Origin of the sequence: Pseudidiomarina andamanensis (assembly GCF_009734345.1) — a bacterium.
Lineage (GTDB): Bacteria > Pseudomonadota > Gammaproteobacteria > Enterobacterales > Alteromonadaceae > Pseudidiomarina > Pseudidiomarina andamanensis.
Genome location: NZ_CP032551.1, coordinates 1,556,496 through 1,576,629, shown reverse-complemented (window position 1 = coordinate 1,576,629; position 20,134 = coordinate 1,556,496). Strand labels below are relative to the sequence as shown.

At 48.1% G+C, this 20,134-nt stretch carries 18 protein-coding genes; 10 read left to right on the top strand and 8 right to left on the bottom strand.

Annotated features, from left to right (window positions below; translation table 11 throughout):
* Positions 1-2: 2 nt before the first annotated feature.
* Positions 3-488 carry a YajQ family cyclic di-GMP-binding protein gene (locus D3795_RS07500; RefSeq protein WP_126760100.1) on the bottom strand — a complete coding sequence of 162 codons (486 nt, stop codon included), beginning with the start codon at positions 486-488 and terminating at the stop codon, positions 3-5.
* A gap of 179 nt (positions 489-667) precedes the next feature.
* On the opposite strand from D3795_RS07500, the gene D3795_RS07495 reads away from it, so the two are divergent.
* From D3795_RS07495 to D3795_RS07480, 4 genes are all read left to right on the top strand, one after another.
* Entirely contained in the window at positions 668-1,579 is a 912-nt protein-coding gene (locus D3795_RS07495; protein WP_156267566.1) for an alpha/beta fold hydrolase, read from the top strand.
* On the top strand, positions 1,570-2,613 hold the full coding sequence (locus tag D3795_RS07490) for a hypothetical protein (protein ID WP_156267564.1): 1,044 nt from the start codon (positions 1,570-1,572) through the stop codon (positions 2,611-2,613). The genes D3795_RS07495 and D3795_RS07490 overlap by 10 nt, the downstream gene beginning before the upstream one ends.
* Positions 2,614-2,691: 78 nt before the next feature.
* Positions 2,692-3,972 carry an O-acetylhomoserine aminocarboxypropyltransferase/cysteine synthase family protein gene (locus D3795_RS07485; RefSeq protein WP_156267562.1) on the top strand — a complete coding sequence of 427 codons (1,281 nt, stop codon included), beginning with the start codon at positions 2,692-2,694 and terminating at the stop codon, positions 3,970-3,972.
* Positions 3,973-4,065: 93 nt separating this feature from the next.
* A complete protein-coding gene (locus tag D3795_RS07480; protein WP_156267560.1) occupies positions 4,066-5,034 on the top strand; it encodes an alpha/beta hydrolase in 969 nt (322 codons plus the stop codon).
* Here the strand turns inward: D3795_RS07480 and D3795_RS07475 are convergent.
* The 4 genes from D3795_RS07475 to D3795_RS07460 form a co-directional block, all read right to left on the bottom strand.
* Positions 5,031-6,347: a DASH family cryptochrome gene (locus tag D3795_RS07475; RefSeq protein WP_156267558.1), complete on the bottom strand. Its 1,317-nt coding sequence runs from the start codon at positions 6,345-6,347 to the stop codon at positions 5,031-5,033. The two genes, D3795_RS07480 and D3795_RS07475, sit on opposite strands and share 4 nt — an antisense overlap.
* A 6-nt stretch (positions 6,348-6,353) precedes the next feature.
* Positions 6,354-7,457 (bottom strand): NADH:flavin oxidoreductase, encoded by a 1,104-nt coding sequence (locus D3795_RS07470; RefSeq protein WP_156267556.1) that lies wholly within the window; start codon positions 7,455-7,457, stop codon positions 6,354-6,356.
* 74 nt (positions 7,458-7,531) lie between these two features.
* Entirely contained in the window at positions 7,532-9,184 is a 1,653-nt protein-coding gene (locus D3795_RS07465) for a M48 family metallopeptidase (protein WP_156267554.1), read from the bottom strand.
* Positions 9,185-9,198: 14 nt separating this feature from the next.
* Entirely contained in the window at positions 9,199-9,792 is a 594-nt protein-coding gene (locus D3795_RS07460; RefSeq protein ID WP_156267552.1) for a LemA family protein, read from the bottom strand.
* A gap of 81 nt (positions 9,793-9,873) precedes the next feature.
* Between D3795_RS07460 and gmk the strand changes: the two genes are divergently transcribed.
* The 4 genes from gmk to D3795_RS07440 are packed head-to-tail and all read left to right on the top strand — an operon-like array spanning position 9,874 to position 13,353.
* Positions 9,874-10,515 (top strand): guanylate kinase, encoded by a 642-nt coding sequence (gene gmk / locus D3795_RS07455; protein WP_156267550.1) that lies wholly within the window; start codon positions 9,874-9,876, stop codon positions 10,513-10,515.
* Between the two features lie 44 nt (positions 10,516-10,559).
* Positions 10,560-10,835 carry a DNA-directed RNA polymerase subunit omega gene (gene rpoZ / locus D3795_RS07450; protein ID WP_156267548.1) on the top strand — a complete coding sequence of 92 codons (276 nt, stop codon included), beginning with the start codon at positions 10,560-10,562 and terminating at the stop codon, positions 10,833-10,835.
* 5 nt (positions 10,836-10,840) lie between these two features.
* Positions 10,841-12,958, top strand: a complete 2,118-nt coding sequence (spoT, locus tag D3795_RS07445) for a bifunctional GTP diphosphokinase/guanosine-3',5'-bis pyrophosphate 3'-pyrophosphohydrolase (protein ID WP_156267546.1) — start codon at positions 10,841-10,843, stop codon at positions 12,956-12,958.
* A gap of 2 nt (positions 12,959-12,960) precedes the next feature.
* The gene (locus tag D3795_RS07440) at positions 12,961-13,353 is read left to right on the top strand and encodes a RidA family protein (protein WP_156267544.1); all 393 of its coding nucleotides are present in this window, start codon (positions 12,961-12,963) and stop codon (positions 13,351-13,353) included.
* Here the strand turns inward: D3795_RS07440 and D3795_RS07435 are convergent.
* Positions 13,350-14,675: a Na+/H+ antiporter NhaC family protein gene (locus tag D3795_RS07435; protein WP_156267542.1), complete on the bottom strand. Its 1,326-nt coding sequence runs from the start codon at positions 14,673-14,675 to the stop codon at positions 13,350-13,352. The two genes, D3795_RS07440 and D3795_RS07435, sit on opposite strands and share 4 nt — an antisense overlap.
* A 130-nt stretch (positions 14,676-14,805) precedes the next feature.
* Here D3795_RS07435 and D3795_RS07430 point away from each other — a divergent pair, with 130 nt between their 5' ends.
* Positions 14,806-16,329: a carbon-nitrogen hydrolase family protein gene (locus D3795_RS07430; protein WP_156267540.1), complete on the top strand. Its 1,524-nt coding sequence runs from the start codon at positions 14,806-14,808 to the stop codon at positions 16,327-16,329.
* A gap of 29 nt (positions 16,330-16,358) precedes the next feature.
* Entirely contained in the window at positions 16,359-18,008 is a 1,650-nt protein-coding gene (locus D3795_RS07425; RefSeq protein WP_310942429.1) for a fatty acid--CoA ligase, read from the top strand.
* 62 nt (positions 18,009-18,070) lie between these two features.
* On the opposite strand, the gene D3795_RS07420 is transcribed toward D3795_RS07425, so the two are convergent.
* Both D3795_RS07420 and D3795_RS07415 read right to left on the bottom strand, forming a co-directional pair.
* The gene (locus D3795_RS07420) at positions 18,071-19,363 is read right to left on the bottom strand and encodes a M20 family metallopeptidase (RefSeq protein ID WP_156267538.1); all 1,293 of its coding nucleotides are present in this window, start codon (positions 19,361-19,363) and stop codon (positions 18,071-18,073) included.
* Positions 19,364-19,462: 99 nt separating this feature from the next.
* Complete coding sequence (locus D3795_RS07415) at positions 19,463-20,101, bottom strand: TIGR01621 family pseudouridine synthase (protein ID WP_156267536.1); 639 nt, start codon at positions 20,099-20,101, stop codon at positions 19,463-19,465.
* Between the last annotated feature and the right edge of the window lie 33 nt (positions 20,102-20,134).

The window sequence follows — 20,134 nt, the reverse complement described above, 5'->3', positions numbered from 1 at the left end:
AGTTAGTCGCGGAAGTTCTCGAACTGTAATGGCAATTCGATATCGGAGCTACGCAGCATCGCAATCGTTTGCTGTAAGTCATCGCGTTTTTTACCTGTAACACGAACTTTATCGCCTTGAATAGACGATTGAACCTTCAGCTTGCTCTCTTTAATTTTTTTGGTGATTTCTTTCGCAAGCGGCTGGTCGATACCTTGTTTGAAGGTTAACGCCAAACTATAGGTTTTACCGCTGTGTGTCGGCTCATCAGGAATTTCAATGCCAGCCAGACTAATATTTCGTTTCGCACAGTGGTTATTGAAAATATCTTGCAACTGACGCACCTGGAAATCAGATTCCGAAGTTAGGGTGACGGTTAAATCATTCAGCTCAATGGTTGCTTCAACACCACGAAAATCAAACCGAGTAGTAAGTTCGCGGGTGGCATTGTCGACAGCGTTCTTTAATTCAACTTTGTCGATTTCTGAAACAATATCAAAACTTGGCATGGGAGAATTACCTTATTATCTATGTCTTGTCAGAAGTTCTGGCAATGATTATCGCAATAACCTTGCGCTTATACAAAAAAAACATTTAGACATCTAAACGTCCATATTGATATTTCTTAAGAAAGTCGCTACATTAGGTCGCATCTGAAACAAGCTGTTTATTCCAAAAGGTTATTGCCATGACACGCGTTACCCAGCTTCTTGCTGAAACTCATCAATGCCCAGTTGCGGGTGGTGTGTTGTATCTCAATGAATTGGGTACCGGACCGCTGGTATTAGTACTTGGTGGTATATCGGGCGATCGACAGGCCATTACAGGCGCAGAAGATGGCTGGTGGCAAGGTTTAGCAGAAGCGATTGACCCAAATCAATACACCATCGTGACGGTGGATTATGCGGGCGGTAACGGCGAGTCTGAAGTTGCTGCGGTACCGAATACCATTGCTGAGCAGGCGGCATATATTAGTACGGCGTTACAAGAATTAGGTTGGACCGAATTTCATGCGGTTGTCGGGGGCTCATATGGTGGGCTGGTTGCACTGGAACTTGCACAAGACAAGCTAATAAATTTCGAGCGCGTCGCGGTGATTGCGGCTGCACATCGGCCGACGGCGCAAGCCGTCATGCTGCGCGCGCTGCAACGTGAGTTTGTGCGCCTAGGAGATGCCGCTGGGCAGCCAGAGCGCGGTACGCAATTAGCGCGAGCGCTAGCAATGTTGAGTTATCGTAGCGCCGATGGCATGGATCAGTACTATCCCGATCCGAAAGATGCCGTGAACTATATCGAAAGCCGCGGGTTGCGAACGGTACAACGTTCACTTCCGCGAGCGCGACAATTATTTGAAGTGTTCGGGCCCGCACTCGATAGCTACCGTATTGAGCCCTATCACATTGAGCAGCCAACGTTAGTTATCGGCTTTGATAGCGATCAACTGGTGCCGCCGAGCTTGTTGCAGAGCTTTCACGAGCAATTACCGGATGCCCGCGGCTGTCACATACTTTCGTCTACCTACGGCCATGATGGGTTTATTAAAAACACCGCAGATTACGCAGCGATATTGAAACAATTCTTGGAGTCGCCATGCAGTTAGGCATTATTGTGGTTGGGTTAGGGACGATAGGGCAAACATGGCTTCAAGACTATGCCGAGCGCTTACCCGCACTTGCATTTGTGCATGCAGCAGCTAATTCCAAAAGACTTTGGCGTTGGCCCCTACCACAAGATTGGCAATACCAACGTGAACCTCAAGCTGTTCAAAATTCCATAATCGCTGAAATTCAAAATCTTGAGCAGCAAGGCTGCGCGGCTGTCGTTTTAGACCTCACCGCTTCGAAAGAAGTGAGCCGTGATTATTTGGCGTGGATTGATACCGGTGCGCATATTATTAGCGCCAACAAATATGCTGGGTCGAGCAACCCGAATTACTATCAAGCTCTGCGCGCAAGGCTGCAAGAGCGTCAACGTCACTGGTTGTATAACACCACCGTTGGTGCTGGTTTACCGATTCAAAAAGCCATTCGAGAACGGCTTGATTGCTATGACGCCATAACTGCTATGGAAGGTAATTTCTCCGGATCGTTGTCATGGATATTTCAACAATATCGGCCTGGCGACAAGTTATCGGACTGGCTGCGTAAAGCGGCCGATATTGGGTACACCGAACCTGATCCGCGGATTGATTTTAGTGGCATGGATGTCGCGCGGAAGTTATTAATTCTGGCGCGCGATGCAGGCTGGTCATTGCAGTTGTCGGAAGTTGAATTACATAACCTCGTGCCAGCTTCATTGCAGCAAGTATCACTTGAAACGTTTTGGCAGGGGCTTGATATGTTCGATGCCGCGTTTGATCGCTGGCGTTTAGAGCATCATCCTGATGCCAATCAATTTTGCTACATCGGCAAAGTTGAAGAAACGAGTAGCGGCAATGTCAGAGCATTCGCCCAATTACAGCCCGTCGGTGCAGATTCACCCTATGCGCACTTACCGCCAGGTAACGCGAATTTCATTATTCGAAGTCGCCAATACCAGCACAATCCGCTCATTATTCAAGGCCCAGGCGCTGGCCCTGAAGTGACTGCGGCTGGTGTTCAAAGCGATCTTTTGGAACTACTCAAACGTCTTTAAAAAATAACTTGCGCCACGGCGCCATTTAATTATTATGGACGTCTAAACGTATAAACATCTATTTTTATTGAGGCCGATATGACTGCGAATTACCAACCAGCCACACTAGCTATTCATCATGGCTATGAAACCGATCCGACAACCAAATCGGTTGCAGTGCCCATTTATCAAACCGCTGCCTATGCGTTTGATAGTGCGCAACATGGTGCAGATTTATTTGATTTAGCGGTACCGGGCAATATTTACTCACGCATTATGAATCCAACTAATGACGTGCTTGAGCAACGTGTAGCAGCCCTTGAAGGGGGTATTGCCGGGTTGGCAGTAGCATCAGGCATGGCAGCTATTCACTATACCTTGCTAACGCTCGCGAAGCAGGGCGATAACATTGTCACCACGCCGCAAATTTATGGCGGAACTTATACATTGTTTGCGCATCAACTACCTGCGTTGGGCATCGAAGTGCGATTCGCTGAAAACGATAGTCCAGAAGCGTTAGAGGGGCTGATTGATGCCAACACAAAAGCACTTTATTGCGAGAGCATTGGCAACCCCGCAGGAAATATCGCGGACATTCCAGGCTTAGCCAACGTGGCGAACAAGCATGGCGTACCGCTCATAGTGGATAATACCGTGGCCACACCAATTTTATGTCAGCCGATTGCCTTGGGCGCGCACATTGTTGTTCACTCACTCACAAAATATATCGGCGGACACGGCACCACTATCGGCGGCATTATTATTGACGGCGGCAACTTTGATTGGACTCAACATCGTGAAAAGTTCACTCAGTTCTCGCAACCTGAGCCGGCTTATCATGGCGTCGTGTATAACGAGGTATTTGAAGCCGCGGCGTTTATCGCACGGGTACGTACGGTGGCATTGCGTAATACCGGTGCTGCACTGTCGCCATTTAATGCCTTTTTGATCTTACAAGGGCTGGAAACACTTGAGCTGCGTATTGAGCGGCACTGTGAGAATGCGAAGAAAGTGGTAGATTACTTGCAGCAGCATCCGCAAGTCGCATGGGTCAATTACGCCGGTGCTTCTGACCATCCAAACTATGAGCTAGCGCAGAAAATTATCAAAGGTGGGTTACCTGCATCGTTGCTGACCTTCGGTGTGAAAGGCGGATATGAAGCGGGTGTGCGTTTTTATGACAAGCTCAAACTATTTAAGCGATTGGTGAATATTGGCGATGCAAAATCGCTCGCGTGTCACCCAGCGTCGACAACCCACCGCCAACTTTCCCTTGAAGAGCAAGAAAAGGTTGGTGTAAAACCGGAAGCCATTCGTTTATGTGTAGGAATTGAGCACGTTAACGACATTATCGCAGATCTTGAACAAGCGTTAGCGTAATTCACCGAACGTAAAGACTGTTGGCGTTACGTAAAGAAGTGCTATTATCGGGGACTTATGTCAAATGTCAGATGAACATGTTGAGGATCCCCGATGTATCGCAAGCTGTGTTTTGGACTATTCGCTGTCACTTTATTGCAAGGGTGCGCTACCTACGTGGAGCACAAGCTCTCGAGTCGTGTAGAGCCAATTGGAATACCAGCAAATATGCCAGAGCTAATTGTTGAGCTTGGCGGTGAAGAGCGGCAATTTTGTATGCCTTACCTTGATGGGTGCACGCAATATTTATATGCACCGCCGATTACTGACAGTGACAAACGCACCTTCGAATTTACAGCGGTGAGCGAAACCAAAACAGAAGAATACAAACTGACATTAAACCGCAAGCAAATTCCAGAAGTTCGACGCGGTACTATGGTCATGTTGCATGGCTACGGTGGCTCAAAAGAAACGATGTTTTTCTTAGCCGATTACTATCGCTTCTTAGGTTTCCATGTGGTGATTCCAGATCTTAAGGGACATGGCGGCTCATCGCATGAACAACCCGGATTTGCCGTTGATGATGTCGACATGATCACAACGTTGATTAATTCATTGCCAGCCCGCGAGCGGCCGCATCCATTATTCATTACTGGTTTTTCAATGGGGGCGTTAGCTGCGGTGCATATTGCTCGCCAACGTAACGACATTAGCGGCCTCGTATTGCTCGCACCGATGCGTCAATTTGAAGACGCCGTGTACGAAGTGAGTAAAATTACTCACGAGCAAACCAGCAAAATCGTCTCGGAAGAATCGATTCGGGAAGGGGTGAAAAATACGCTGATGAAGCGCGACATTGACCCGGCCGCCCTCGACTTGCATCAAGTACTACCGCCGGTAAAAGTGCCGACGCTGATTTTGGCAAGCAACGTCGACAACGTTGCGCCTTATGAGTATTTCAAACCATTAGAGTCGCGCTATGTGACGGTGCGGGAGATTTCTGAACGTCATCATTTCTTAATGGCGATTATGGATCCAAAAATGCACGAACATTTGTACCCTTGGTTGCAGCGTCGTCGCTAGCCTATTGGCCAGTCGGCGGCGTCGATATGATCGAGTTGGGCATCAAAGTCATTTCCGTGCCAACGGCGAATAAACTCCCCTTGGGGGTCATACATCGCGGTTTGTTTGGCTAAATCAAACCAGCGGTGCCCTCGCGGGTCAGCACCAACGCCTGCCAAGTATTGCCAATTTCCCCAATTGGAAGCCACATCGTAATCAATTAATTGTTGCTCAAAATATGCTGCGCCATATCGCCAATCTAGCCCTAGCTCGTGAACAAAGCAGCTGGCAACCAACTGGCGACCACGGTTGGACATGTAGCCTGTTTCATTGAGCTGTTTCATACAGGCATTTACGATGGGGTAAGGGGTATTACCTTGGCACCATTTTTGAAATCGTGCGGGGTAAAAGCTGGTGGTTGGGCGACGTTGCTGAATACCGTCAAACGCAAATAATTTCTTGTCGTGGTACTGGGCATACCAATGGAAATACTCGCGCCACAATAACTCGAAAAATATCCAATAGGTGCTGTCATTGGCGCCTTGGTCGGCTTCATGCGTAGCCAATTCTGCAAGTACTTGGCGTGGCGATAGCGAGCCCAGAGCTAACCAGGCAGAAAATTTGGTGGAATCATTCCAATTATCGAGAGCATTGCGCGTTTGTTTATAGGTTTGTGCATAAGCCGCTGCAAAGTAGCGCTTCAGATGCTGAAAACCTGCATGACTGCCGCCAACAAAATTGCGTTGCGCTGATGGAGTCACCCAAGTTGTTCGACTTAATGTTGCTGGCGGCGGTGGTAATTGTGTCGGCGGTGTTAAAGGCGACTGCACTGCAGCGCGTAATTTAGAGCCTTCGATATGTTTACGAAACTTCGAAAAGCTATCTGGTAGTTCGGTCACCATCTCCGCAATTTGCGCGCGCTCAAACAACGTGCTGGTGTCGGCCTGCACATAATCTAAAAACGGATAGCGCTCACGTACAATGTCATAATATTGACGTTCATAGGCGCCGCTATGATAGCTCCGGTAAATCACGTCGATGCCGTATTGACCAATGACCTTGGCGACAGCCGCAAGTGGCGCTTCATAACTAACGTAGAGATGCTGACCAAGCTCTGTGAGCTGTTGATCGAGGTCGGCTAAAGTTTGCTGCAGAAATTGCCAGCGCTTCTCACCCATACTGCGTAAACCATAGCGATTGGGCTGAAACCATTTGGGATTTACACAATATAAGCAGATGAGTTGCTGGCACTCTTGTTGAGCGAGATGAAGCAACGAATGATCGGCAACCCGCAGGTCGCTTTCAAACCAAATGAGGCCAACTCGATGCTTCATTATTGATTAAACCAACTCTTTTAATGAGGCTTTGCTGAACGCTTTTACCTCATCTTCTTTGCCGTCACGCATTTTTTGTAGCCATTGCGGGTCTTGCAGCAAGGCGCGGCCAACAGCAATGAGTTCAAACTCGTGATTTGCCATGCGTTTAACAAGTTCATCAATGCCTGATTTCTCAACTGCTGGCTTATCTGAGGCAAAGGTTCCGCTGATAAAGTCTTCAGTTAAACCAACACTGCCGACTGAAATAGCTGGCTTACCGGCTAATTTTTGCGTCCAACCGGCGAGGTTTAAATCAGAACCTTCGAACTCCGGCTCCCAAAAACGGCGCGTTGACGCGTGGAAAATATCGACGCCGGCATCAACCAGTAGATTAAGTAACTGTTTCAATTGCTCAGGTGTATTCGCCAATTTGGCTTCGTATTCTTGCTGCTTCCACTGTGAGAAGCGGAATACAATTGCAAAATCCTCGCCGACGGCTGCACGCACAGCTTTAACAATTTCACAGGCGAAGCGTGCACGATTTTCTAATGAACCACCGTATTCGTCATCACGAATATTCGTGCCTTCCCACAAAAATTGATCAATTAAATAGCCGTGTGCGCCGTGAATTTCAACGCCATCAAATCCGGCTTCCTTTGATTGCTTCGCCGATTCAGCGAAGGCGGCAATCACCTCGTTGATATCGTCTTTGGTCATTGCCACGCCGTTTTTCTTACCCGGGGCAAACAAACCTGATGGACTATAGGCTGGCGCTGCATCGTCCGTTTCCGGTTTGCGCACTGCACCAACGTGCCATAGCTGAGGAATAATCTGACCACCTGCGGCATGCACTGCATCAACAACGCGTTTCCAGCCCGTCATGGCCTCGCCATAAATTTTGGGGACATTCGGGAATCCGCTGGCGCCGGCGTGATTTATCTCCACGCCTTCGGTGATAATTAAGCCAATTTCACCCTCAGCGCGGCGCTGGTAATATTTGACCACGGCGTCATTGGGCACATTGCCGGGCGAGAAGCTACGTGTCATTGGTGCCATCGCAACGCGATTCCGCAGCTTTAACGATTTACACGAAAATGGTTGTAACAAAGGGGATAAATCCGTCGACATGATAACTCCTTGAATCAGTCTGGTACGGGGAATACGCACATGCCGACGAAATCGATCGCATTATTTATGTAAAACTATGATGCAGAATTCGTCAGCATTTCATCGGGAAGTGGCTCTTCAATACAAGCACACAACGTGGCGACAAGTTTGCGTTCGGTCTCTGATATATGCTGGTCAGAAGTCACCGTTTCAACCCATTTCTTCACTAAAGGTTGTTTAGCTTTCGGTGACCAGCTTTTACAGGTGTTCAACGCTTGCTCAATCTGCTTCAAATTCAACGGCTGTTGTTGTTCGGCGCGTTTTAGTGCCACGACCGTTGCTGCAAAGGCTTCTGCGTTATCAATTTTCACCGTAAAACGCTTGGACTCAACCAATTGGCGAGCTAACAGTTGATACAAGCACCAGTGGAACAAATCATCACTTTGCTCTAGTTGTTCGAGATCTTTCAATAGTGCCAGTCGGTCGCTATCTTTGGCGACGCGTAATGCCGGAACCGCCAACTCAACTAACGCTAATTGTTGCGCCGCGCTCAACTCAGCAAGCTGCGGATGGCTTTCGCCCAGCAATTGACCAATCATCATATCGCGAATAAATTGCGGTGCTTGTTGTGGCGAACGCACGCGCTCGAGCAGTAGCGCCGGTAATGCCAACATTGCTAAGCGATTTAACGCTACAGGTTGTGGCTGATTAGCTTGTTGTTCGGCTACCGATTGAACCATGGCCTTGTGCGGCTTCGGATAACGACCATTCCAACTCGGCTGAATGCGCTTGATGCGTTTATCAAGAGGGGGATGTGTGGCCATTAGAGTGAACCAAGAGCTCAACGCTTGACCAAAAAATAAATGCGCGGTTTCATCGGCATTGGCATGGCCGATTTTGCTGCCGTACTCACGCGCGCCAATTTGTTGAAGTGCGCCCGATAATGCTTCGGGATTACGAGTAAATTGCACAGCGGCAGCGTCAGCTAGATACTCGCGTTGGCGACTCACTGCAGCTTTAATGATGTTGCCAAAAAACACGCCAATATAGCCAATAATAAATAGGGCCAAACCAACTAACGGCAGCGCATTACCATTGCCGCGTCGCCGCGATGAGCTAAACCGCGCAGAGTGCAGAAAAATGCGCCCGACATGTGCAATCAGTAAAATTCCAGCAAGAGCCGCAATCAAGCGAATATTTAGGCGCATGTCACCATTTAAAATGTGACTAAATTCGTGCGCCACAACAGCTTGGAGTTGCTCACGGGAGAATGTTTCGACCGCACCACGGGTTAAACCAATGACCGCATCTTTGCTCTCATAACCCGCCGCAAAGGCATTGATAGTCGCTTCGTTGGGTAACAGGTAAACCGCAGGAACAGGCATGTTCGCAGCAATGGCCATTTCCTCCACAACGTTGAGAATTCGGCGCTCTAATGGGTCGGTGGCGTTTGGCTCAATGCGCACGCCACCGAGGCTCTCTGCTACCACATGGCCGCCGGGCTTTAAGCTCAGCCACTTCACCAACATGGCGGTTAGAATGCCGCCACCAACAATTACCACAACCCATGCAATCGGTTGCCAACTAAATTGATACTCGCCATTTTGCTGTATCGCCACACCACCAAATATCGCCGCGGTGACAACGGCAACAAACCCGATAATTAAGATGAAGGCGACAAGAAACAGCACCACGAGCAGGCCAGTATTGCGCTTGGCCTGCTGTTGGTGTTCAAAGAAATTAACCATACTGTTAATCCCAATTAAAATTTAACTTTTGGTGCTGCCTGTATTTCCGCGCTATCGGCAAACTCCAGTAAGTTTGCATCTTTGCTGTGACCAAAGAAGCTTGCAAACATGACTGGCGGGAATGATTGGCGATAAGTGTTATAGGTCATGACTGCGTCGTTAAAGGCTTGGCGTGAGAAAGCAACGCGGTTTTCGGTGCTCGTGAGCTCTTCACTCACCTGCATCATGTTTTGATTCGCTTTTAGATCAGGGTAGGCCTCCATTACCACATTTAAGCGGCCTAATGCGCTGCCCAAAGCTGATTCGGCGCCGCCAAGTTGCTGCATTGCACCAGCGTTAGTCGGATCTTTTGCCGCTTGTGGTAATGCTGCTGCCGCTTGATTACGGGCAGAAATCACTGCTTCTAGTGTTTCACGCTCGTGGGTTAGATAGGCTTTCGCTGTTTCGACTAAATTCGGAATTAAGTCATAGCGACGTTTAAGTTGAACTTCAATTTGCGCAAAGGCGTTTTCAAATTGATTTTTGAGCCGCACCAGTTTGTTGTATATACCAATTAAGTACACCAACACCACTACTGCAGCAATAATAATAATCCATCCTGTTGTCATCCCAGCTCTCCGCTCTAGTTATTTTACTATGCAACATGCTATGCTTTGCCGTTATTAGCAAGCCGATCAATGTAAGTATTCATGACAACATCAATCGCCACCGGCAATTTATTTATTTTGGCTGCACCAAGCGGTGCAGGTAAATCCAGTTTAATCCGTGCTTTGCTTGCGCGCCACACTGAAGAGAGTATGCAGGTGTCGGTGTCATGCACAACGCGGGCACCACGGCCGGGTGAAATTGATGGTGTGCACTATCATTTTTTAACCGAAAGCCAGTTTAAAGAAAAAATCGACAACAACGATTTTTATGAGTGGGCGCACGTTTTCGGCAATTATTACGGTACTTCGCGCAGTTATATTGAACAAACTTTGGCGCAAGGTATCGACGTGTTTTTGGATATTGATTGGCAAGGTGCGCGCCAAGTTCGTGAAGCTCACCCGCAAGCACAATCCATTTTTATTGTGCCGCCAAGCCTTGAAGTACTGGAGGAGCGGCTTCGTAGCCGGGGCCAAGATAGCGATGAAGTCATTCGCTCTCGTATGGAAAAAGCCCAAGCGGAAATGTCGCATTATCATGAGTTTGACTACTTGCTGGTGAATGATAAATTTGATCAAACCTTGGCTCAGCTTGAGCATATTGTGTTCTCTCAGCGCCTTAAGGTAGCATTACAACAAGTGCGGCATGCCGCTAAACTCAAAGATCTCTTGGCGAATGACGGGTAAATCCGTATAATTCCTGACCCGTTTTGCACATAGTTGGAGTAATCATGGCTCGCGTAACCGTAGAAGATGCAGTTGACCGTATTGGCAACCGATTTGATTTAGTGCTGGTAGCAGCACGTCGTGCCCGTCAATTGGCGACCCAAGGCAAAGATTCGTTGGTTCCTTGGAAAAACAATGAGAAAGCAACCGTTGTCGCATTGCGCGAAATTGAAAACGGTCACATTGATGCGAAGCGTTTAGACGCAGAAGAGCGTACTGAAATGGCGCAAAAAGACGCCGAAGAAATGGCAGCCGTTGACGCAATTCGTGGGCTTGAGTAAATCGGGTGTATTTGTTTGAAGGCCTCAGGCAACAGTTAGCTGAGTACTTACCACCCGAGCAGGTGGAGCAAGCTGCTGCGGCCTTCAAATTAGCTGCTGATGGTCACAAACATCAGAAACGCCATAGCGGCGAACCCTACATAACCCACCCGGTTGCGGTCGCTGGCCTGCTGGCTGATATGCGACTCGATCACGAAACCATCATGGCAGCCTTGCTGCATGATGTGATTGAAGATACCGAATATACCCAAGAAGATCTTGCTGAACAGTTTGGTGCAACCGTCGCTGAGCTCGTTGAGGGCGTGTCGAAGCTCGATAAATTACAATTTAACTCCAAAGAAGAACTGCAAACTGAAAACTATCGCAAAATGATTATGGCGATGGTGCAGGATATTCGCGTTATTTTGATTAAGCTGGCTGACCGTACGCACAACATGCGTACAATTGGACACTTGCGCCCAGAGAAGAAACGCCGAATTGCGCGTGAAACTTTAGAAATTTATGCGCCATTAGCTCACCGTTTAGGTATTCACGATATTAAAAACGAGCTGGAGCTGTTGGGCTTTCATGCGTTACACCCTTGGCGCGCGAAATTACTTGAGTCAGAAGTAAAGAAAGCGCGCGGTAACCGCCGCGAGCTGGTTGAACGCGTTCAAACCGAAATTGAAAAGCGCTTGAAAGACGTGGGTATTAAAGCGCGCGTCCTTGGTCGCGAGAAACACTTGTACAGCATTTACCAAAAAATGAAGTACAAGGAGCTCAAATTTGAGCAGGTCATGGATATCTATGCGTTTCGTGTGATTGTGGACGAACTTGATACCTGTTATCGCGTACTTGGTGCCTTGCACAATTTGTACAAGCCTATCGAAACCCGCTTTAAAGATTACATCGCTATTCCGAAATCGAATGGTTACCAATCGCTGCATACCAGTTTAAAAGGGCCGCATGGCATTCCGGTTGAAGTACAAATTCGCACCGAAGAAATGAATCTGATGGCGGATCGCGGGGTTGCAGCGCACTGGTTTTATAAGACAGAAGAAAGCTCAGGTACCACCGCACAGGTGCGTGCACGTCGCTGGATGCAGAGCTTGCTTGAATTGCAGCAAAGCACCGGTAACGCGTTTGAGTTTATTGAAAACGTGAAATCTGAGCTGTTCCCGGAAGAAATCTACGTATTTACACCGGAAGGGCGCATCATTGAATTGCCTCAGGGCGCAACGCCGGTCGATTTCGCTTATGCTGTACACACCGATATTGGTAACACCTGTATTGGTGCTCGCGTTAACCATAAAGTGTCGTCATTATCAAAGCCTCTGGAAACCGGACAGACGGTAGAAATTAAAACCGCACCAGGCTCGCGGCCGAATATTGCCTGGCTGAACTTTGCGGTAACTGGCAAAGCGCGGGCGAAAATCCGTCAATACCTCAAAGGGCAAGAGTCTCGCGAAGCTGAACAGTTAGGTGAACGATTGTTGCGAGCTGCGCTTGGCCCAATTAATTATGACGAGATTCCGAAAGCAGACTTCGCGCGTGTACTCAAAGAAGTGAAACTGAACGACGTGCCTGCCTTGTTGCGTGAAATTGGTTTGGGCAACATGATGTCGATTGCTATTGCCAAGCGATTGCTAGGCGAACTCTCGCAACTTAAAGACGAATATGAGGCAAGCGCACATCCAAAAACCACATTAGCCATTCGTGGTGCGGAAGGATTGTTAGTTAGCTTTGCGAAATGTTGCCGACCCATTCCCGGCGATGACATTATTGCGCACGTGAGCCCAGGCAAAGGCTTAGTGGTACACCGCAAAGAATGTAAGAACGTGCGTGGCCATGAAGAAGAGCCAGGGCGTTACTTCCCAGTGCAGTGGGAAGCGAATACTGAAGCAGAATTTACCACTGAAGTGCGGGTGGAAATTGTTAACCACCAGGGCGCTTTAGCGAAACTAACGGCATCAATCTCGGCAACAGGCTGTAATATTCATGGTCTGAAAACTGAAGAGTTAGATGCCAATATTTATTACATAGATATCGCACTCAGTGTGCGGGATAGGAAACAGCTCGCCGATGTGATTCGCCATATTCGGAAAATGCCGAATGTGCAGCGGGTTTGGCGGTTAAGGAAGTAAACATGTCAAAAGTAATTATTAGTACTGAAAAAGCACCAGCGGCCATTGGCACGTATTCACAAGCCGTAAAAATTGGCACAACAGTCTATCTATCTGGTCAAATTCCACTGGTTCCTGAAACTATGGAATTCGTCAGCGAAGAGTTTCGTGCGCAAGCGGTGCAAGTGTTTAAAAACCTAAGTGCAGTTTGTGAAGCGGCCGGTGGCGAGTTGCAAGACATGGTCAAAGTACAAATCTATTTGACTGATTTGGGTAACTTTCCAATTGTGAATGAGGTGATGGCTGAATTTTTTGCACAGCCATATCCTGCGCGCGCCGCAATCGGCGTGAAAGCATTGCCGAAGGGCGCGCAAATTGAAATTGACGGCGTCATGGAGCTACCAAGCACCAACTAAGCCACGGCTTCGCTGGTGCGAGCCTCCAATGGCTTGCGCCAGATGATCATCGCAATTGATACGGCCCCCAGAATAAAGCAATAACCAGTGTGAATACTGACGTCCAGTGGTGATAAACCAAAGCTGGCGCCCATTAGGAGTGCTTGCGCACCGTATGGCAACGCACCCTGCACCACGCAAGCAAAAATATCCAGCAAGCTCGCACTTTGACGTGGGGCCAAATTACCTTCTTCAGCTAAGCGCTTACTGACTTCACCTGAAAGTAAAATGGTGACCGTATTGTTGGCTACCGCAAAGTTGGTTAAGCCGGTCAATGCGGCAACACCAAATGCTGCGCGCTGCTGTTTGTGTTTAAACAAGCGACTAGTAATACGACTAACCGTGTTGGCAAGAAACTGTAAACCACCTTGTTGGCGAATTAACGCAGACAAACCACCAATGAGTAACGACAGCAGAAAGATTTCCTGCATGCTAGTGAAGCCTTCATAGATATCTTTGCTAAAGGCAACCCATTCGTAACCAACCGTGGCCATACCGAAAGCCGCCGCGAGGATAATTCCCAATGTGAGTACAGCGAATACGTTCAAGCCAAGCACTGCCAGTACAATAATGAAGAAATAAGGCAAACTCAGCCACAAATTTGCTTCTGGAATCTTTGGTGGTACGGCACCTGTGTCATAGGTGAATAACCAGATCAATGTGATCGCTGCTGCCGGCAATGCAATCTTCAAGTTTGCTTTGAACTTGTCACTCATTTCACAGCCTTGTGTACGAGTTGCGGCAATGGTGGTGTCAGAGATGAATGACAAGTTGTCACCAAACATTGCGCCGCTTACCAGAACGCCAGCAAGTAATGCTAAGTCAATTTCCGCAGCTTGGCCTAAACCTAATGCAACTGGGGCTAGTGCGGCAAGAGTACCCATGGAAGTGCCCATCGCGGTTGATACCACGGCGGCAATAATGAATAGGCCGGGCAACAAGAATTGCGGTGGAATAACATTTAAGCCAAGTGCAACCATGGCATCGACACCGCCAGTTGCCGCAGCCACGGTTGAGAATGCGCCGGCTAGCAAATAAATCATGCACATGGTGACAATGTTGCGTTCACCAACGCCCGATACGAAGGTATCAATGCGCTCGTCAAAGGCTTGCTTACTTAAAATGACGCCCAGAATAATGGCCGGCAATATAGCCACCGGGCTGGCGAGTTGATAAAACGCATAATCGACACCTGATAGTTGGAAGTAGATCCCGGTGCCAAGGAACAGCGTAAGAAATAAACCAAGTGGCAAAAGTGCCTTGGCACTGGCTGGCTGTGTCATAAAATTCCTTGCTTCAGTCGTGTTGTTATTTAGACGTCCAGAAGTTTATATGTCTTATCTTGACGTTGCAAGCATCGCGTAGAACGCTTACCTTTAATTCAAGTTGTACACAGAACCACAAAGGATGTCTATGAGCCCGGATGAACTTCACTTACAGTTACGCAATCTTCGCAAAGAAGATTACCCACAATTAAAGGCCTTGATGGATAAGGTTTATCCCGATATTGGTGGGGCTTGGGGTGAGCATACCATTTTGAAATTGGTTCAAGAATTTCCCGAGGGCCAAATTTGTCTTGAAGACAATGGACAACTTGTTGGCGTTGCGCTGACGGTGAAGGTGAAATACGCCCGCTTTAGTAACCCGCATACTTACGATGATTTAATGGATGCGCGGGAGAATATTCTGAATGATCGCAAGGGTGATGCCATTTATGGCCTAGATGTCTTAATTCACCCGGATTATCGTGGTTACCGCCTTGGCCGACGCTTGTATGATGCGCGTAAAGAACTTTGTCGGCAGTCTAACCTAAAGGCGATTCTTGCCGGTGGCCGGATTGTGAACTTCCATAAATATGCCGATGAGATGACGCCAGGGCAATATATTGAGGCGGTGCATCGCCGAGAAATCTATGACCCAATTTTGACCTTCCAGCTAGCAAATGACTTCACCGTCAAACGTTTATTGGGTAAGTACTTGCCGGAAGATAAACGTTCAGTGGGTTTTGCTACCCTGTTGGAATGGAATAACTTCTTGTATGAGCCATCGGACAATATTCTTGGCTCACGTATCCGTAATGTGCGAGTAGGTGCGGTACAGTGGCAAATGCGTGAAATTGACTCGGTTGAAGAAATGCTTCGCCAAGTGGAGTATTTCGTCGATGCCATTTCAAGTTATCAGAGTGACTTCGCGGTTTTCCCTGAGTTTTTCAACGCGCCGTTAATGGGTTTAACTGACCAGAGTCAGCAAAAAGACGCGATTCGTTTCTTAGCGGGATTCACTGAGCGCTTTAAGCGTGAAATGTCACAAATGGCCGTGAGCTACAACGTCAATATTATTACCGGCTCAATGCCGATTAATGAAGACGATGTCATTTATAACGTTTCGTATCTGTGTCGTCGTGATGGAACGGTAGAGGAACAACGTAAAATTCATGTGACCCCGCATGAGAAGCGTGACTGGGTAATTGAAGGTGGCGATCAGGTACGTGTTTTCGATACAGATGCCGGTAAAGTGGGTATTTTGATCTGTTACGACGTCGAATTTCCTGAACTGGGTCGCTTGATGGCAAACGAAGGCTTAGAAATTCTATTTGTGCCGTTCTGGACCGATACTCGTAACGCTTATTTGCGCGTGCGTCATTGCGCTCAAGCCCGCGCCGTTGAAAACGAATGTTACGTGGTGACTTGCGGTAGCGTTGGTAACTTGCCGCAGGTTGAGAGTCTCGATGTTCAATATGCGCAGTCAGCGGTTTTCTCGCCGTCGGATTTTGCGTTTCCATATGATGCGATTTTGGCCGAAACCACGCCGAATACTGAGCAGCTCATTTTTTCTGATCTGAACTTAGATGAATTGCGATATTTACATCACGAAGGTTCGGTGACGAACTTGAAAGATCGCCGTACCGATATTTATGAAGTGACCCGTAAGTGGTAACAAAAAATACAGAACAACAAGGAATCATTATGCCGGTAAAATTACTGAAACCAACTGAAGAGGCATATCAATATCCTCTACTCATTAAGCAGTTACTGCTCTCAAGCCAACGCTATGCGGGCGATAATGAAATTGTGGGTGGTAACAATGGCAAACGCTACAGCTATCAAGAGTTTAATGAACGAGTTTGCCGGCTTGCGAACGTTTTAACCGAAGCCGGCGTAAAGGCCGGTGATGTGGTGGCGGTTCTCGATTGGGATACGCCACGTTACCTTGAGTGTTTCTTTGCCATTCCAATGATTGGCGCTGTGTTACACACCGTCAACGTGCGATTGGCGCCCGAGCAAATTGTCTACACCATGAACCATGCTGAAGACAAAGTGGTGTTGGCTCACGATGATTTTCTACCGCTCTTGGCGAAAGTGAAACACGAGTTAATGACGGTTGAAAAGTATATTCAATTGAGCGATTCAGACACGCCACCAGAATCACCGTTGAGTACTGAAGGTGAATACGAAGATTTGATGCGCGGCGCATTACCAGATTTCGATTTTCCCGATTTTGATGAAAATGCGATTGCCACCACGTTCTATACCACGGGAACCACTGGCAACCCCAAAGGCGTCTATTTCTCACACCGACAACTCGTGCTGCATACCATGGCGCTGGCAGCGACCACCTCGATGAATGACAACATGCAGTTGATGCAAGCATCAAGCGTGTACATGCCTATCACGCCGATGTTCCATGTGCACGCATGGGGTGTGCCATATGTGGCAACGATGATGGGCTTAAAGCAGGTATACCCAGGTCGTTACGAACCGGCAACCTTGTTGAAGTTATTTATGACCGAAAAAGTGACGTTTTCTCACTGTGTACCAACTATTTTACAAATGGTGCTGAGTAGTGAAAAAGCGAAGGCTATTGATTTTAGCGGCTGGCAAGTCCTTATTGGCGGCAGCGCATTAACAGCTGGTCTCGCGAGTGCCGCATTAGAGCGAGGTATCGAGATTTATACTGGCTACGGCATGTCCGAAACCTGCCCGCTGTTAAGCACCACATGGATGCCGTTGAATGCCGCTGAGTTTAGCCATGATCAACAAGTCGCTGAACGAATTAAAACAGGTCGTCCGGTACCGTTTGTGAATATGCGCATTATTGATAGTAAAGGTCGCTTCTTGCCGCATGATGGCGAGGCGATGGGCGAAGTGGTGGTGCGCACACCGTGGCTCACGCAGGGTTATTTAAATGAGCCAGAGAAAAGCCAAGAGCTATGGGAAAATGGGTGGATGCATACCGGCGACGTCGGCACTATCGATAGCACCTACACCCTACAAATTCGTGATCGTATCAAAGATGTGATTAAAACAGGTGGGGAGTGGGTATCTTCGCTCGATATTGAAAACTTAATCAGTAAGCATCCAGATATCGAGTTGGCAGCAGTGATTGGCTTGCCTGATGATGAGTGGGGCGAGCGTCCGCATGCCATTGTCACCGCACGAGCTGGTACCAAAGTAGATCGCGAAGCGGTCGTTGCGCACATGCAGCAATATATCGATGAAGGTCTGATTGAGAAGTGGTACGTGCCAGATACGGTGAAAGTGGTGGAGGAAATTCCTCGAACCAGCGTCGGTAAAATCGATAAGAAGGTGATACGCGAGATGCTGAAATCACAGTAGTCGCAAAGCGAAAACGAAAAAGGCCCAATAATTTGGGCCTTTTTTATTCTTGTTCAGAGAAGTTACTTGAGTTTGGCGTAATCGAACACCCAGTTCACATAAAGCTCGGTGCCCGTTTTCAATGCATCTTCGTCAGCATAGAAATACGGTGAGTGGTTGCTTGGTGCTTCCGCTGGATCTTGTCCCTCAGGAGTAATCCCTAGGAACACGAATAATCCAGGTACTTCCAACGCATAGAACGAGAAGTCTTCAGCGCCGGTTACTAACGCATTCACTTTCACATTGTCGGTTCCAGCAACGCGTTGCATGGTTGGTAGCATTTTGCGGGTCAGTTCAGGATCATTGATGGTGACAGGATAACCCTCGTCAATATGTACATGGGCTTCAGCGCCACTGGCTTTCGCAGTATGCTCTGCGGTGGCTTTCAAGTTCTCAAAAATTTGCGCGCGGTTATCCATATCAAAGTTGCGAATCGTACCTTCTAAGTAAACTTCGTCAGGAATGATGTTGTTGCGCACACCGCCTTCAACAATGCCAAAACTCACAACCGCTGGCGCTTTCGTGATATCCACTTGGCGAGACACAATGCTTTGGGTGTTACTGATAATTTGGCCTGCAGCAACAATCGGATCAACCCCGCCCCATGGGCGTGAACCGTGAGTTTGGCGACCTTTCACATTAATTTCGAAACGGTCTGATGAAGCCATTAGAGGCCCTTCACGATAACCGATTTCTCCGGTATTTCCGGCTGACCAAACGTGAATACCAAACACCGCTTCTGGCTGGTATTGCTTGAATAGGCCTTCTTTGAGCATCAGTTCTGCACCGCCCTCTTCACCTGCAGGTGCTCCCTCTTCAGCCGGCTGGAAGATAAAGACGACGTTGCCTGCAAGTTGGTCGCGCATCGCCGTTAGTTTTTCAGCGGCGCCCATCAACATCGCCACGTGCAAGTCATGACCACACGCATGCATCACGCCAACTTCTTTACCGCGGTACTCAGAAATTGCTTTTGAAGCAAACGGCACGTCGGTTAACTCGGTGACCGGTAATGCATCCATATCGGCGCGTAGTGCAATAGTAGGGCCAGGCTTGGCACCTTTAAGTAAGCCAACAACACCGGTATGAGCAACGCCGGTTTGTACTTCTAAGCCAAGCGTCTTCAGGTGTTCAGTGATGACTTTAGCAGTGCGAAATTCGCGATTACTTAATTCTGGATGTTGGTGCAAGTCGCGACGCCACTCGATGACTTTCTGTTCGAGATCGGCACCAATTTGCACTGGTTGTTGGGCTTCTGCTGCACCAGCGAAAGAACCAAGCGCTGTAATGAGCGCTAAATTTAAGAGACTGTGTTTCATGGCAACTACCTTTGGGTTAAAAAACAAACGTGAAATGAGTATGCCGCTTTTATGGTTGTATTGCCAAGCGCAACTATGGTCGTACAGCGTGTGAATTAATCAGAATATCTCGATATCGGCAGGTAAGTCAGCGAAATGTTCGTAGCTTGGCCACGGAACGGTGATATTAAATGTCTCGCCGGCATAGTGAAAGTGTAACTTCCAAGCATGTAAATGAAGATGCTCAGCAACTTCGCCGCCGTAACGTTCATCGCCGCAAATAGGCACGCCTAGGCTTTTTAGGGCAACACGTAGCTGATGAGTACGCCCAGTGATCGGTTTCAGCACATAAAAGCGATAGCCTGGTTTAAGTGAGTGACTGATAAAACGGGTTTGGGCTGGATTTTCTTGGCTATGAAGTAAACGCCAATTACCGCGGCGAACCTTTTGCATATCACCGCTAATTAATCCCTGCTTTTTCTTTGGCTTGCCGGCGCTAATTGCAAGATAGTATTTTTGCATTTCGCGGTGAGCGAACAGGCCACTTAGTGCAGCAGCTGCGTCATGATGACGAGCAACTAACAAGGCGCCGGATGTTGGGGTGTCTAAGCGATGCACCGGCCATAATGGTTCACCAAGCTGCTTGCTCAGTTGATGCACCACACTGAGCTCGTTATCGTTGGCATGCATTGGTGCACCGGCGGGCTTGTCCAGAACATAAAAATCAGGATGGCGAAATACTATGGATAACTCTCGCATGCCGTTATACTTGCCTCAGTTTTAAATAAAAAA

What these genes read in the sequence shown, in the direction of transcription:
- D3795_RS07415 (WP_156267536.1), bottom strand. Translation starts at nt 20,101, where the DNA reads ATGCGAGAGTTATCCATAGTATTTCGCCATCCTGATTTTTATGTTCTG.
- D3795_RS07485 (WP_156267562.1), top strand. Translation starts at nt 2,692, where the DNA reads ATGACTGCGAATTACCAACCAGCCACACTAGCTATTCATCATGGCTAT.
- D3795_RS07465 (WP_156267554.1), bottom strand. Translation starts at nt 9,184, where the DNA reads ATGGTTAATTTCTTTGAACACCAACAGCAGGCCAAGCGCAATACTGGC.
- D3795_RS07420 (WP_156267538.1), bottom strand. Translation starts at nt 19,363, where the DNA reads ATGAAACACAGTCTCTTAAATTTAGCGCTCATTACAGCGCTTGGTTCT.
- D3795_RS07495 (WP_156267566.1), top strand. Translation starts at nt 668, where the DNA reads ATGACACGCGTTACCCAGCTTCTTGCTGAAACTCATCAATGCCCAGTT.
- D3795_RS07480 (WP_156267560.1), top strand. Translation starts at nt 4,066, where the DNA reads ATGTATCGCAAGCTGTGTTTTGGACTATTCGCTGTCACTTTATTGCAA.
- D3795_RS07460 (WP_156267552.1), bottom strand. Translation starts at nt 9,792, where the DNA reads ATGACAACAGGATGGATTATTATTATTGCTGCAGTAGTGGTGTTGGTG.
- D3795_RS07430 (WP_156267540.1), top strand. Translation starts at nt 14,806, where the DNA reads ATGAGCCCGGATGAACTTCACTTACAGTTACGCAATCTTCGCAAAGAA.
- D3795_RS07470 (WP_156267556.1), bottom strand. Translation starts at nt 7,457, where the DNA reads ATGTCGACGGATTTATCCCCTTTGTTACAACCATTTTCGTGTAAATCG.
- D3795_RS07435 (WP_156267542.1), bottom strand. Translation starts at nt 14,675, where the DNA reads ATGACACAGCCAGCCAGTGCCAAGGCACTTTTGCCACTTGGTTTATTT.
- rpoZ (WP_156267548.1), top strand. Translation starts at nt 10,560, where the DNA reads ATGGCTCGCGTAACCGTAGAAGATGCAGTTGACCGTATTGGCAACCGA.
- D3795_RS07440 (WP_156267544.1), top strand. Translation starts at nt 12,961, where the DNA reads ATGTCAAAAGTAATTATTAGTACTGAAAAAGCACCAGCGGCCATTGGC.
- D3795_RS07490 (WP_156267564.1), top strand. Translation starts at nt 1,570, where the DNA reads ATGCAGTTAGGCATTATTGTGGTTGGGTTAGGGACGATAGGGCAAACA.
- gmk (WP_156267550.1), top strand. Translation starts at nt 9,874, where the DNA reads ATGACAACATCAATCGCCACCGGCAATTTATTTATTTTGGCTGCACCA.
- D3795_RS07425 (WP_310942429.1), top strand. Translation starts at nt 16,359, where the DNA reads ATGCCGGTAAAATTACTGAAACCAACTGAAGAGGCATATCAATATCCT.
- D3795_RS07500 (WP_126760100.1), bottom strand. Translation starts at nt 488, where the DNA reads ATGCCAAGTTTTGATATTGTTTCAGAAATCGACAAAGTTGAATTAAAG.
- D3795_RS07475 (WP_156267558.1), bottom strand. Translation starts at nt 6,347, where the DNA reads ATGAAGCATCGAGTTGGCCTCATTTGGTTTGAAAGCGACCTGCGGGTT.